Source organism: Shewanella sp. FJAT-52076 (genome assembly GCF_019457455.1).
In the GTDB taxonomy this organism is placed as follows: domain Bacteria; phylum Pseudomonadota; class Gammaproteobacteria; order Enterobacterales; family Shewanellaceae; genus Shewanella; species Shewanella zhangzhouensis.
The window spans coordinates 2,826,400-2,839,601 of record NZ_CP080415.1 but is presented as its reverse complement, the minus strand read 5'-3'; the positions used below and the strand labels follow the sequence as shown (position 1 = coordinate 2,839,601).

At 55.1% G+C, this 13,202-nt stretch carries 11 protein-coding genes; 9 read left to right on the top strand and 2 right to left on the bottom strand.

The annotated features are described in order from the left end of the window. Positions 1–12 precede the first annotated feature (12 nt). The gene (locus tag K0H79_RS12405) at positions 13–1,083 is read right to left on the bottom strand and encodes a CNNM domain-containing protein (protein WP_220065066.1); all 1,071 of its coding nucleotides are present in this window, start codon (positions 1,081–1,083) and stop codon (positions 13–15) included. A gap of 148 nt (positions 1,084–1,231) precedes the next feature. Between K0H79_RS12405 and K0H79_RS12400 the strand changes: the two genes are divergently transcribed. The 8 genes from K0H79_RS12400 to der all read left to right on the top strand — a co-directional run bounded on the left by K0H79_RS12400 (position 1,232) and on the right by der (position 10,145). After that, positions 1,232–2,353, top strand: coding sequence for a bifunctional tRNA (adenosine(37)-C2)-methyltransferase TrmG/ribosomal RNA large subunit methyltransferase RlmN (locus K0H79_RS12400; protein ID WP_220076015.1), 1,122 nt, complete (start codon positions 1,232–1,234; stop codon positions 2,351–2,353). A gap of 32 nt (positions 2,354–2,385) precedes the next feature. Further along, positions 2,386–3,174, top strand: coding sequence for a type IV pilus biogenesis/stability protein PilW (pilW, locus tag K0H79_RS12395; protein WP_220076014.1), 789 nt, complete (start codon positions 2,386–2,388; stop codon positions 3,172–3,174). Beyond that, positions 3,171–4,178 carry a RodZ domain-containing protein gene (locus K0H79_RS12390; RefSeq protein WP_220076013.1) on the top strand — a complete coding sequence of 336 codons (1,008 nt, stop codon included), beginning with the start codon at positions 3,171–3,173 and terminating at the stop codon, positions 4,176–4,178. Before pilW ends, K0H79_RS12390 begins: the two co-directional genes overlap by 4 nt. Before the next feature lie 27 nt (positions 4,179–4,205). Continuing rightward, positions 4,206–5,324: a flavodoxin-dependent (E)-4-hydroxy-3-methylbut-2-enyl-diphosphate synthase gene (ispG, locus tag K0H79_RS12385; protein ID WP_011760477.1), complete on the top strand. Its 1,119-nt coding sequence runs from the start codon at positions 4,206–4,208 to the stop codon at positions 5,322–5,324. A gap of 143 nt (positions 5,325–5,467) precedes the next feature. Continuing rightward, positions 5,468–6,742 carry a histidine--tRNA ligase gene (gene hisS / locus K0H79_RS12380; RefSeq protein WP_220076012.1) on the top strand — a complete coding sequence of 425 codons (1,275 nt, stop codon included), beginning with the start codon at positions 5,468–5,470 and terminating at the stop codon, positions 6,740–6,742. Positions 6,743–6,778: 36 nt separating this feature from the next. Beyond that, positions 6,779–7,399, top strand: a complete 621-nt coding sequence (locus K0H79_RS12375; protein ID WP_220065062.1) for a tetratricopeptide repeat protein — start codon at positions 6,779–6,781, stop codon at positions 7,397–7,399. 11 nt (positions 7,400–7,410) lie between these two features. Then, on the top strand, positions 7,411–8,598 hold the full coding sequence (bamB, locus tag K0H79_RS12370) for an outer membrane protein assembly factor BamB (RefSeq protein WP_220076011.1): 1,188 nt from the start codon (positions 7,411–7,413) through the stop codon (positions 8,596–8,598). An 80-nt stretch (positions 8,599–8,678) separates the two neighbouring features. Next, on the top strand, positions 8,679–10,145 hold the full coding sequence (gene der / locus K0H79_RS12365; RefSeq protein WP_220065060.1) for a ribosome biogenesis GTPase Der: 1,467 nt from the start codon (positions 8,679–8,681) through the stop codon (positions 10,143–10,145). A gap of 74 nt (positions 10,146–10,219) precedes the next feature. Here the strand turns inward: der and xseA are convergent, their stop codons facing one another. After that, positions 10,220–11,602 carry an exodeoxyribonuclease VII large subunit gene (gene xseA / locus K0H79_RS12360; protein WP_220076010.1) on the bottom strand — a complete coding sequence of 461 codons (1,383 nt, stop codon included), beginning with the start codon at positions 11,600–11,602 and terminating at the stop codon, positions 10,220–10,222. Positions 11,603–11,722: 120 nt separating this feature from the next. Between xseA and guaB the strand changes: the two genes are divergently transcribed. Then, the gene (guaB, locus tag K0H79_RS12355) at positions 11,723–13,189 is read left to right on the top strand and encodes an IMP dehydrogenase (protein ID WP_220065058.1); all 1,467 of its coding nucleotides are present in this window, start codon (positions 11,723–11,725) and stop codon (positions 13,187–13,189) included. The last annotated feature ends 13 nt before the right edge of the window (positions 13,190–13,202 follow it).

Here is a 13,202-nt window from a genome sequence, read left to right as displayed (position 1 = left end):
GCCGGGCAGAAATCAGAATGAGTGAAGGTCTCCGTCCTGGTCATCAGACAGTCGAATGCCTTTCTCCTTGATACGTCTCTTCCACAATTGTCTGGCAAGACGTTGCATATCGATGGCCGGGTCGTTCAGGTCAACAATCTCCAATCCGAGCATGGACTCAATAATGTCTTCCTGGGTTACCAGACCCTGAGCCGAGCCATATTCATCCACCACCACAGCTATTTGGGTATTGCGCTTAATCATCAGCTCAAGCAATGGCAAAATTTTGGCCGTTTCGGGAACTGCCAGCAGATTACGCTTGAGGCTGGCCATGGTGTTTTCGGGATTGTCACGAACCCCGAGCAAAATGTCGGTGCGGTTTACAAAGCCCTGAATGTCATCGTTATCTTCGCCAAATACCGGCAGGCGACTAAAGGGCTTGGCCATGTGCTTGCTGGCAAAGTCTTCCAATGTCATCGACATGGGCACGGAGAACATCACGGTTCTGGGCGTCATGATGCTGGTGACCGGCATTTCTTTTACCGACAGAATTTGCGTCAGAATACGGGACTCTTGGGCATCCAATTCACCGGACTCGTGCCCCATGCGCGCCATGGCACTCATTTCCTGGCGAATGTATTGGCCTTCTTCGCCTTTACCCAACAGTTTGGTGACCTGCTGCGACATCCAGATAAGCGGCTTGGTAGCGCGCTCCATCCACAGCAGCGCGAGGCTGACTGACGGTGCCAGGGTACGCCAGTAGTTGGCACCCAGGGTTTTGGGGATGATTTCAGAGAAGAACAGAATAATAAAGGTAAGCACTGCCGAAAAGACACCCAGCATGTGGTCACCAAATACATGGGCGGCCTGGGCACCAGCCACAGCCGCACCCACGGTATGGGAAATGGTGTTTAGCGTCAGAATGGCCACCAGAGGTGCTTCAACATTGTCTTTTTGGGCGCGCAGACGGCTGGCTGCGGCGGGATTATTTTCGTCCAGTGAGGCGATATAACTGGGAGTCACAGACAGAAGCACGGCTTCGAACACGCTGCACAGAAAGGAAACGCCCACGGCAACGAGTATGATAATAATGAGGGTAACCATAAAAGGCTAAAATAGCTCCATAGCATAGGCCAAAATCGACCGGCGGCCATGGTACCATAGACTTGGTTTGGCTGCTGGCGAATTTCGTGATGGATCGGTATAATTCGCGGCCCCCCGTGGTGGGAATAACTGGTTTGAGGTTTGTCTGATGAGTGAAAAGAAGATCAATTTGCTGGACCTGGATTTGCCGGGACTGAAAGCGATGCTGACTGAAATGGGCGAAAAACCCTTTCGTGCCCAGCAGATAATGCAATGGATCTATCATTTCGGTGTCAGTGACTTTGAACAGATGACCAACATTAATAAGGCCATGCGTGCCAAGCTCGCCGCACGTTGTGAAATTGTCGCGCCTGAAATCACCAGTTACCAAAAATCCTCTGATGGCACCATTAAGTTTGCCATTAACGTAGGTCAGGGTCAGGAAGTCGAGACTGTATACATTCCCGAGGACGACCGCGCCACCCTGTGTGTGTCATCTCAGGTGGGCTGTGCCCTCGAGTGTACCTTTTGCTCCACCGCGCAGCAGGGTTTTAACCGTAACCTCACCGTATCCGAAATCGTTGGTCAGATTTGGCGGGTATCACACTTTTTGGGCTTTCAGAAAGAAACCGGCGAGCGCCCCATTTCCAACGTGGTGATGATGGGCATGGGTGAGCCTTTGCTTAACCTCGCCAACGTGGTTCCCGCCATGAATATCATGCTGAATGATTACGGTTTTGGCTTGTCCAAGCGCCGTGTGACCCTGTCTACCTCGGGTGTGGTGCCTGCGCTGGATAAACTTGGCGATGTAATTGATGTGGCGTTGGCCGTGAGTATTCACGCACCAAATGATGAGCTCCGGGATGTACTGGTACCCATCAACAAAAAGTATCCGCTGCAGGAATTTTTGGCCGCCATCCGTCGCTACCTTGAGAAGTCCAACGCCAACCGTGGCCGCGTGACCCTGGAATACGTAATGCTGGACCATATCAACGACAGCACAGATCAGGCCCATGAATTGGCCAAGTTGATGAAGGATACGCCCTGTAAAATCAACCTGATCCCCTTTAACCCCTATCCGGGGTCTCCATACGGGCGTTCTTCCAACTCCCGTATCGACCGTTTCGCCAAGGTGTTGATGGAATACGACCTGACCGTGATTGTGCGCAAAACCCGCGGTGACGATATCGATGCTGCCTGTGGTCAGCTCGCCGGGGATATCCGTGATCGCACCAAGCGTCTGGCAAAAAAACGCATGCAAGAAAGCCAGATTTCAGTCACAATGAATTAACCCATTGTTTGCACAGATTAATAGGTCTGAACATGAAGCAAGGATTGCCTTCTTTAACCCTGATCGCCATCCTGTCGGGACTGGTGACGGGCTGCGTTACCGAACAAACCTACTCAGGCACGGATATTCCTGTGTCCGAGCGCACCTTCGATAAGGTGGCGGCGGCAAAAGAACGTACCCAGTTGGGGCTGACCTATTTACAACGTGGCAATACAGAACAAGCCAAATTCAACCTCGATAAAGCCATGGCCTACGCACCGCAACTTGAAGAAGTGCATGTGGCCATGGCCTATTTCTATCAGACAGTAGGAGACGTTCCCCGCACCGAAGAGGCCTACCGCAATGCTGTGCGTTCCAATGACGCCAGTGGTGACTCTATGAATAACTTTGGGGTGTTTCTGTGCCAGCAAAAGCGCTACGGTGAAGCCGAAGAGATGTTTTTAAAGGCCATTGACCAACCCAAGTACACTCGCACTGCATCCAGCTATGAAAACCTTGGCCTGTGCAGCCGCGATGCGGGACAGATAGAAAAAGCGCGACACTACTTTGATATGGCGCTAAAGTATGACCCTCGGCGAGCCACCTCACTGCTGGAAATGACCGAAATTGCCATGGATAGCAAGGATTTCCAGGGAGCCAAAAGAATGCTGGAGCGTTTGCATTCGGTTATCCCTGAGTCGGCTTCCAGTCTCGCCCTGGGTGTAGAAATCGAACGCCAACTGAATAATCGAGATGCCAGCAGCCGATATGGCATTATGCTGCTGGCGAAATTTCCCGCTTCACCAGAAGCCAAAGAATATCGGGCCAGTTTGAATCAATGAATGAAGAATTAACGCCTTCTTCCGAAGAGCAGGAAGCGCCAGCGACAGAATCGCTGGGGCAAATCCTCAAGGCCGCCCGCGAAGCCAAGGGGATGTCGGTCGCCGATGTGGCGACTGCGTTGCATTTGCGACCCTCCGTTGTTAAAGATCTCGAAGCTGACGACTTCAGCAATATCTCATCTGCCACTTATATCCGTGGATATATCAAAAACTTTGCCCGCATAGTTGAAGCTGATAAACAGAAGGTGGAAGCCTGTCTTGCCAGCCAGGTGCCCGGTGTCAGCCAGCCGGCCATGCAAAGCTTTTCCAGAAAAACCGTCCGTCAGGCCAGAGATAAGCGCTACTTGATGCTCACCTATCTGGTGATCCTCATCCTCGTTGCCTTATTGGTGTTCTGGTGGCTGCAAACCAGTAAGTTTTTTAATACCGCGGCCGTGGATTTCTCCAAGCCGACAGCAGAAGAAGTGGCAGCCGCCGGGCAAACGTCTATTCAGGACGACCTGATGCAGCGCCTGGGGAACGATACCCAGATGCAAACAGACATGTCCCAGCAGCCAGAGTCAGAGGCCGCTTACGAGCCGTCTGTGAATGGTGATGATATGCCGGTGGCCGAGCAAGAGGTCACAGCGGGCAGCGCTGAGCTGCCTTCGGCGCAGCAGGGCACCACGTCGGCAGCCGAGACGACCGCCCCTGACATCAGAGCAAACAACACTGACGCTGCGCCACAGGTTACAGCCAGCTCCCCGGCCGCGCCCGGACAGTCTGCTTTAGTCATGTCATTCAGCGCCGATTGCTGGGTACAGGTAAAGGATGCCACAGGTAAGGTACTTGTGAGTGACCTGCGTAAGGCCGGACAGACCATCAATCTCAGTGGAAAGACGCCTTTCAGCTTTATTCTCGGTGCCCCACAGGCTGTACAGCTCAGCATCAATGGTGAGGCCATGAGCCTCGACGAGTTCCCCAAGGGCAGGGTGGCCAGATTCAGTCTGCCCAAAAACGGTTAAGCGCAACAGCGTGAGAAGTATTTGACCATGTTCAACGAAAATCCCATCAAGCGTCGCCCCTCCACCCGCATTTACGTTGGTAACGTGCCTATTGGTGACGGCGCGCCTATTGCTGTCCAGTCCATGACCAACACCCGTACCACGGATGTGGCTGCTACAGTGGCGCAGATCCGTGCCCTGGAAAATGTTGGCGCCGACATAGTGCGTGTCTCTGTGCCTACCATGGATGCCGCCGAAGCCTTCAGGCAGATCAAGCAGCAGGTAAAAGTGCCGCTGGTGGCCGATATCCACTTTGACTACCGCATCGCCCTCAAAGTGGCCGAGTACGGTGTGGACTGTCTGCGTATCAACCCCGGTAACATCGGTAATGAAGAGCGGATTCGCGCCGTGGTTGATTGTGCCCGTGACAAAAACATTCCTATCCGTATCGGAGTGAATGGCGGCAGTCTCGAAAAAGACCTGATGGACAAGTACAAGGAGCCAACGCCTGAGGCGCTGCTCGAGTCCGCCATGCGCCATGTGGACATTCTTGACCGCCTCAACTTCGACCAGTTCAAGGTAAGCGTAAAGGCGTCAGACGTTTTCCTGGCAGTGGAGTCTTACCGACTGCTTGCCAAACAAATCAAACAGCCACTGCATCTTGGTATCACCGAGGCCGGTGGCGCCCGTGCCGGTGCGGTGAAATCCGCCGTTGGCCTGGGGATGTTGCTCGCCGAAGGCATTGGCGACACCCTGCGTATTTCCCTGGCGGCCGATCCGGTTGAAGAAGTGAAAGTGGGTTTTGATATCCTCAAGTCACTGCGTATCCGCTCCCGTGGTATCAACTTTATCGCCTGTCCTTCCTGCTCCCGTCAGGAATTTGATGTGATCTCAACCGTTAACGAGCTTGAAAGGCGTCTTGAGGACGTGACCACAGCGATGGATGTGTCCATCATTGGCTGTGTGGTTAACGGTCCGGGCGAAGCTTTGGTGTCCCATTTGGGGTTGGCAGGCGGTCACAAGAAGAGTGGTTACTACGATGATGGTATCCGCCAGAAGGAACGTTTTGATAACGATAACCTGGTGGATGCACTGGAAGCCAAAATTCGCGCCAAGGCCAGCCTGATGGCCAACCGGATACCCGTACAAGAGGGTGATGCCGACTAGGGCTGGCGCTGGTTTTACCTTTGGCCCCCAACCCCCTATAATGCTAACCGCTTTGCCCGGCTCAAACGGGGAGGGCATCTCGGTTGGCATTAGGTCAACATTTTGAATTTCTGAAATATTAGCTATCCAACGAGTCGATTACAGTGGCAAAACAGATCCAAGCGATTCGCGGAATGAATGACATTCTGCCAACCCAGTCTCCCGTGTGGCAAAAGCTCGAAGCAGTGCTGCGCGACGCCGTCGCCGCCTTCGGTTACAGCGAAATCCGCACTCCCATCGTGGAAAGCACCGATCTCTTCAAGCGCTCTATCGGCGAAGTCACTGACATCGTTGAGAAAGAAATGTATACCTTCGAGGACAGAAACGGCGACAGCCTGACTCTGCGCCCCGAAGGCACTGCGTCTACCGTGCGTGCCGGTAACGAGCATGGTTTGCTCTACAACCAGGAGCAACGTCTGTGGTACACAGGCCCCATGTTCCGTCACGAGCGTCCACAGAAAGGACGTTATCGCCAGTTCCACCAGTTTGGTGTTGAGGTGTATGGCATTGCCAGCGCCGATATCGACGCCGAAGTGCTGATGCTGTCCAACATGCTGTGGCAAAAGCTGGGGCTGACCGAGCATGTGGTGCTGGAAATCAACACCCTGGGTGACAGTGCCGAGCGTGCAGCGTACCGCGACGCCCTGATAGCCTTCCTGGAAGTCCACAAAGACAAGCTTGACGAAGACAGCCAGCGTCGGATGTACAGCAATCCGCTGCGGGTATTGGATACCAAGAACCCCGAAATTCAGGCGATTCTCGGTGACGCGCCGGCTCTGATGGACTACCTCGGTGAGGAGTCCAAGTCACATTTTTCTACCCTGCGTGAACTCTTGGACGCCGTTGGCATCCAATACCGGGTTAATCCCCGTTTGGTTCGCGGGCTGGATTATTACAACCGGACTGTGTTTGAATGGGTCACCGATAGCCTGGGTGCCCAGGGCACTGTACTCGCCGGTGGTCGTTACGATGGTCTTGTGGGCCAGCTGGGCGGTAAAGATACCCCCGCCGTGGGTTTTGCCATGGGGCTTGAGCGCATAGTGCTCTTGCTGGAAACCCTGGAGCTTGCCAAGGATGTACCGGCCGCAGTGGATGTGTATGTTACCGCCATGGGCGACAGCTGTGTACCGGCAGCCTTTGCGATTGCCAATGAGCTGCGTCAGGCGTTGCCCGGAGTGCGCATTATGAGCCACTGTGGTGGTGGTAACTTCAAGAAGCAAATCAAACGCGCCGACAAGAGCGGTGCAGCCCTGGCCCTTATCATTGGTGATAATGAGCTGGCCGAGGGCAAGGTGGCCATCAAGCCGCTTCGCAATGACAACGAACAACAGCTGGTGGCCCGCGAGGCGCTGGCAGAAACAATTAAAGCATTGATTTAATTCCCACATCGGAATTGATTACAAGGGGAAGTGCGCGTGGAAATCTATAGCACAGAAGAACAACAGGTAGAGGCCATCAAGAGCTTCTGGAAAGAATATGGTACCTCTATCCTGGTAGGTGCGGTTGTTGGTCTGGGTGGCCTTTATGGCTGGAATACCTATTCCGATATGAAAGTGGCCAAGGCAGAAGCCGCCTCCGTGGCTTATCAGCAGCTCAGTGCCAACACAAGCGACGAAGCCGCCATACTGAAGGCCGCCGAAGGTTTCAAGGCTGAGCACGATCAGCAAGGTTACAGCCTGCTGGTTGAGATGATGGTGGCAAAGAGCGCCGTCGAAGCCAAAGACTACGCCAAAGCAGAAGAGTCTTTGAAGAAGGTGATTGCCGCCAAAGACGCGGGTAGCCTGGGTAGCGTTGCTACATTGCGCCTGGCCCGTATTCAGGCTGAGCAAGGTCAGGGCGCTGTGGCGCTTACTACCCTTGACTCTATCACCGACACCGCCTTCGAAGCTCAGCGCGACGAAATCAAGGGCGACATCCTGACCAGTCAGGGTGAAACCGACAAAGCCAAGGCTGCCTATCAGGCTGCGCTGGACAAGGGCGGTATCTCTGCCAGCCCACTTCTTAAAATGAAGTTGGATAACCTGAATCAGGCATAAGGAAGTCGCCGATGAAGTCTTGGTGCAAGAATTTGCTGGCAGCCGGCCTGAGCTTGGCCGTGTTGTCTGCCTGCTCATCCAATGACGTGGACGAAGAGCCCGTCAGTGAGCTCAAGGAGCTTAACGCAACCGTTTTCCCTGAAATCAACTGGAGCGCCAGTGTTGGAAGCGGTGTAGGTGACTATTACTCGCGCCTGCGTCCCGCAGTGGAATACGGCAAGATATTTTCCGCTGAGCGTAACGGGCTGGTCGTTGCCTTCGATGAAGCCAGCGGCGAAAAGCTGTGGGAAGTGGACTTCAGCGATTTGTTTAAGGACAGATTGCTGGGCAAAAACAAAGGTGCCCGCCTCGCAGCCGGCATGACCGCCGCGCGCGGCAAGGTGTTTGTGGGTGGTGAGAGTGGCCTGTTGGCTGCGCTCGATGCCGAAACCGGCGCCGTGGTGTGGAGTGTTCAGGCATCGGGCGAATTGCTGTCGGCACCTACCGTGGGTGAAAACACCGTGGTGGTCAACGCCAGCTCTGGTTCACTGGATGCTTTTGATGTAGATACCGGCGAGAAGCGCTGGAGCTACGAAAACGCATTGCCCAACCTGACCTTGCGTGGTACAGGTGCTGCAGCCTTTCAGGCTGGTGGTTTCTTTGTGGGTACCGCCGATGGCAAGGTTGCCGTGGTCGTGAAAGATAATGGTCAGCCCGCGTGGGAACAGCCCATTTACACCCCAAAGGGTGGAAATGAGTTCAGCCGCATGGCCGACGTGGATATGACACCACTGCCTGTGGGTGACAACCTGTATGCTGTGAGCTACAACGGTAATCTGGTGTCCATGGAAATGCGCTCTGGTCGTGTTCTCTGGACCCGTAAGTATTCCAGCTTCAACGAGCTCGCCGCCAGCGGTGTGCAGTTGTATCTGGTCGCAGACAGCAGCCGTATTTATGCACTTGACCGTCGCAACGGTCTGGAGCTGTGGAGCAATTCAGAGCTGGCCAACCGTGAACTCACTTCACCCGTAGTGTTTGATGACTACCTGGTAGTGGGTGATTTTGAAGGTTATTTGCACTTTATCAACCGTAACGACGGCAGCATCGTTGGCCGCATCGAAGTCGACAGCGACGGCCTTTACAGCCAGCCGTTGGTCGTCGATGGTAAGATATACGTGCAGGGCCGCAGCGGCAAACTGGCCCGCATCGCACTTCCTTAAGTCAAGGTTTGACCTTGCCAAGCCCCTGGAAGTGTGTTCCGGGGGCTTTTTATTGAAAAGATTGTTATAGAGGCAAAAGCATGATCCCTGTAGTGGCCCTGGTGGGTCGCCCCAACGTGGGCAAATCGACCCTGTTTAACCGACTCACGAGAACCCGGGATGCCTTGGTGGCGGATTATCCGGGGCTGACCCGTGACCGCAAATACGGCCGGGCTCATCTGTCTGGCTATGAATTTATCGTGGTGGATACCGGCGGTATCGACGGCAGCGAAGAAGGTATCGAGACCAAGATGGCCGAGCAGTCATTGGCAGCCATCGAAGAGGCCGATGTGGTGCTGTTTATGACCGACGCCCGCGCCGGTCTCACTGCCGCCGATTTGGCTATTGCTCAGCACCTGCGCAGCCGCGATAAAATCACTTTTGTGGTGGCCAACAAGGTTGATGGCATCGATGCCGACTCTGCCTGTGGCGAATTCTGGCAGCTGGGCCTGGGCGAAGTGTACCAGATGGCTGCTGCCCAGGGCCGTGGTGTGACCGGTCTGGTGGAATATGCACTGGCGCCCTTTGCTGAAGCCATGGGTTTGACCCGCGACGACGACGGCGAAGTGGTTGCCGATGAGCGCCAATACACCGAAGAAGAAGCCGAGGCCGAGCAGCAGCGTTTGGCAGAGTTGCCCATTAAGCTGGCTATTATCGGTAAGCCCAATGTAGGCAAGTCTACCCTGACCAACCGTATTCTGGGTGAAGAGCGGGTAGTGGTATACGACCAGCCCGGCACGACCCGAGACTCCGTGTACATCCCCATGGAGCGTGAGGGACGTAACTATGTGCTTATCGACACCGCCGGTGTGCGTCGCCGCGCCCGTGTACACGAAGTCATTGAAAAGTTCTCGGTTATCAAAACCCTCAAGGCCGTGGAAGACGCCAACGTGGTGCTGCTGGTCATTGATGCCCATGAAGGCATTGCCGAGCAGGACCTGGGGCTCTTGGGCTTTGTGCTCAACTCAGGCCGCGCTCTGGTACTTGCAGTCAACAAGTGGGATGGTTTGGATCAGGACGTGAAAGACCGGGTGAAAACCGAGCTTGACCGTCGTCTGGGCTTTATCGACTTCGCCCGCATTCACTTTATTTCTGCGCTTCATGGCACAGGAGTGGGTCACTTATTTGAGTCTATCGAAGAGGCCTACGACAGCGCGACCCGCCGTGTGAGCACTTCCATGCTGACCCGTATCATGCAGATGGCACAGGACGATCACCAGCCGCCCATGGTGAATGGTCGCCGTGTGAAGCTCAAATACGCCCACGTGGGTGGCTACAATCCGCCTATCGTGGTGGTACACGGCAACCAGGTGAGCCGACTGCCGGATTCATACAAGCGTTACATGATGAACTACTATCGCCGTGCGCTTAAAGTGGTGGGTACGCCAATCCAGCTGCGTTTCCACGAGGGTGATAACCCGTTCGAAGGCCGCAAGGAAAAACTGACTCTGAGCCAGGAGCGTCGCCGCAAGCGGATGATGAGCCATATCAAGAGCAAGAAGGCCTGATGTTGCCGGTTGGCAACCAATAGGACCAAAGCGTCAATAAAAAAGCCGGGCAGATGCCTGGCTTTTTTATGTCCTCAATTTATGTCCTTAAGAGGGCTGGAAAGCCCATGCTGCCCGTCCGTTGTAACTTCAATGACACGGGCCAGAAGTGAGCCCTGTTCCAGCTGAGTCTCCAGGATATCACCGGCTTTCATGCTGCTAGCATGGGTCAGCACCTTGCCATCAACCCCACGGGTGATGGAGTAGCCGCGGCTTAAGGTCGCCAGAGGGGAGACGCTGGCGAGTGAGTGGCTGAGCCCCCCAAGGCGTGTTTGGGCATGCTCCAGCATATCGTCCATGGCGCCTTTCAGTCTTTCATCGAGATAGCTGAGCCGCTGCCGCTCCAGCATCAAGCGCTGGGCAGGTGAGTGGCGCTCGAGCCTGGCCTTTAAGCGCTCTGTGGTCAGTATGTGGGACGAGAGGCGCCTCTGAATGCTGGATGTCAGCCTCAGTTCCAACTCATCGAGGCGTTGTGATTGCTGCTGCAACTGGCGTTTAGGGTCTTGCCGGTCGAGCCGTGATTGCAGGGCTATCAGTCCGGAGTGGCGCTTAAGCGCATAATGGCGCCAGCCCTGAGTGAGTCTGGCAAGGGCGCCGGCAAGTTTTTGCAGCTTGTGGCTCTGGTCGCCAGACAACAGCTCTGCGCCCGCTGAAGGCGTTGGGGCCCTGACATCGGCGACAAAGTCGGCGATGCTGGTATCCACCTCGTGGCCCACAGCGCTCACTATGGTCAGAGCGCTGTTGTAGATGGCGTGAGCCAGGGCTTCGCTGTTAAAGCACCAGAGGTCTTCCAGGCTGCCGCCACCCCGGGTGAGCAGCAGCACATCCACTTCAAGGCGCTCATTGGCAAGCTCGATGGCGCGAATGATGTCATTGTCTGCCCCGGTGCCCTGCACTGCGGTGGGGTAAATCACCACCTCGATGCTTGGGTCGCGCCGCTTGAGCACATGGAGTACATCCCGGATGGCCGCGCCCGTGGGGGAGGTGATAACCCCAATGCGCTGAATCGACTCAGGCAATGTCCGCTTGGTATCTTGGGCAAACAAGCCTTCGGCGGCGAGTTTCATCTTCAGGGCTTCAAACTGGGCTGCCAGCAGGCCGTCGCCAGCGGGAAACATGGCTTCAATCAGCAGCTGATAGTCGCCCCTGGGTTCATACACGCTGATACTGCCCCGCACCAACACCTGCTGGCCGTTAATGGGCTTGAATGCCACCGTGGTATTGCGGCCCTTGAACATGGCGCAGCGCAGCTGTGAGTGGCTGTCTTTGAGGGTGAGGTACCAATGGCCGGATGAAGGGGATGATAAATTGGAGATTTCGCCGGTCAGCCAAATCCGACCCAATTGTCCCTCCAGAAGTTGCCGTACTTCGCCGTTGAGACGGGACACGGTATAAACATCGTTTTTAGGGACTTGCATTGAAAATTCCGGGCAAATGGTAATTTTTCACAATTTTGCATTTACCGACCCCCACTTGCAAGGTATAATGCCGCCGCAATATTTCACCTCTACTTATCCTACCCAAGGGGAGATGTTGCAATGCTACGTTTAATCAAAGAAGCGCTGACTTTTGACGATGTGTTACTGGTCCCAGCGCACTCAACCGTCCTCCCTAATACCGCAATCCTCAAGACTCGACTGACTCAAAAAATCGAGCTCAACATTCCTTTGGTGTCTGCCGCCATGGATACCGTGACTGAAGCCCGTTTGGCAATTGCCATGGCTCAGGAAGGTGGTTTGGGCTTTATTCATAAAAACATGAGCATCGAGGCCCAGGCTGAAGAAGTCCGCAAGGTTAAAATCTACGAAGCCGGTGTGGTACAGGACCCTGTGACTGTGACTCCGGGCACTACCCTGGCTGAGCTGCGTAAGCTCACCGAGCGTAACGGCTTTGCCGGTTACCCTGTGGTGAACGACGCCAACGAACTGGTAGGTATCATTACTGGCCGTGACGTACGCTTTGTGACCGATTGGTCCAAAACCGTGCAGGAAGTGATGACGCCAAAAGATCGTCTGGTGACCGTGCCTGAAGGCACCAAGCTGGAAGACGTGCAAAAGTTGATGCACACCAACCGTATCGAAAAGGTACTGGTGGTAGACGACAACTTCTGCCTCAAGGGCCTCATCACAGTTAAAGACTTCGAAAAAGCCGAGCGTAAGCCAAACGCCTGCAAAGACGAGCTGGGTCGCCTGCGTGTCGGCGCTGCCGTAGGTGCCGGTGCCGGCAACGAAGAGCGTGTTGACGCCCTGGTGAAAGCCGGTGTGGACGTACTGCTTATCGACTCTTCCCACGGTCACTCTGAAGGCGTGCTGCAGCGTATCCGCGACACCCGCGCCAAATACCCTGAACTGCAAATCATCGGTGGCAATGTGGCTACAGCCGAAGGCGCTCTGGCGTTGGTTGAAGCCGGTGTGAACGCCGTGAAAGTGGGTATTGGCCCAGGTTCTATCTGTACCACCCGTATCGTAACCGGTGTGGGCGTACCGCAAATCACTGCCGTGTCTGACGCCGCCGCTGCGGTGAAGCACCTGAATATACCTGTGATTGCCGACGGCGGTATCCGCTTCTCCGGCGATCTCGCCAAGGCACTGGCTGCCGGTGCTTCTTGCATCATGGCAGGCTCCATGTTTGCCGGTACCGACGAAGCCCCGGGTGAAACCGAGCTCTATCAGGGCCGCGCTTACAAGTCTTACCGCGGTATGGGTTCTCTTGGCGCCATGAGCCAGGGGTCATCTGACCGTTACTTCCAGAGCGACAACGCCGCCGACAAGCTGGTACCCGAGGGTATCGAAGGTCGCGTGCCTTACAAGGGCAAGCTCAAGGAAATCATTCACCAGCACATGGGTGGTCTGCGCTCCTGTATGGGCCTTACTGGCTGTGCCACTATCAAGGAGCTGGGTGAAAAAGCTCAGTTCGTGAAGGTGACCTCCGCCGGTATGGGCGAATCCCACGTGCACGATGTGACCATCACCAAAGAAGCCCCGAACTATCGTACCGGTGGCTGATTGAAAAGGGCGG

Coding starts and splice junctions, on each gene's coding strand:
- K0H79_RS12405 (WP_220065066.1), bottom strand. CDS start 1,083: ATGGTTACCCTCATTATTATCATACTCGTTGCCGTGGGCGTTTCCTTT.
- K0H79_RS12400 (WP_220076015.1), top strand. CDS start 1,232: ATGAGTGAAAAGAAGATCAATTTGCTGGACCTGGATTTGCCGGGACTG.
- pilW (WP_220076014.1), top strand. CDS start 2,386: ATGAAGCAAGGATTGCCTTCTTTAACCCTGATCGCCATCCTGTCGGGA.
- K0H79_RS12390 (WP_220076013.1), top strand. CDS start 3,171: ATGAATGAAGAATTAACGCCTTCTTCCGAAGAGCAGGAAGCGCCAGCG.
- ispG (WP_011760477.1), top strand. CDS start 4,206: ATGTTCAACGAAAATCCCATCAAGCGTCGCCCCTCCACCCGCATTTAC.
- bamB (WP_220076011.1), top strand. CDS start 7,411: ATGAAGTCTTGGTGCAAGAATTTGCTGGCAGCCGGCCTGAGCTTGGCC.
- der (WP_220065060.1), top strand. CDS start 8,679: ATGATCCCTGTAGTGGCCCTGGTGGGTCGCCCCAACGTGGGCAAATCG.
- xseA (WP_220076010.1), bottom strand. CDS start 11,602: ATGCAAGTCCCTAAAAACGATGTTTATACCGTGTCCCGTCTCAACGGC.
- guaB (WP_220065058.1), top strand. CDS start 11,723: ATGCTACGTTTAATCAAAGAAGCGCTGACTTTTGACGATGTGTTACTG.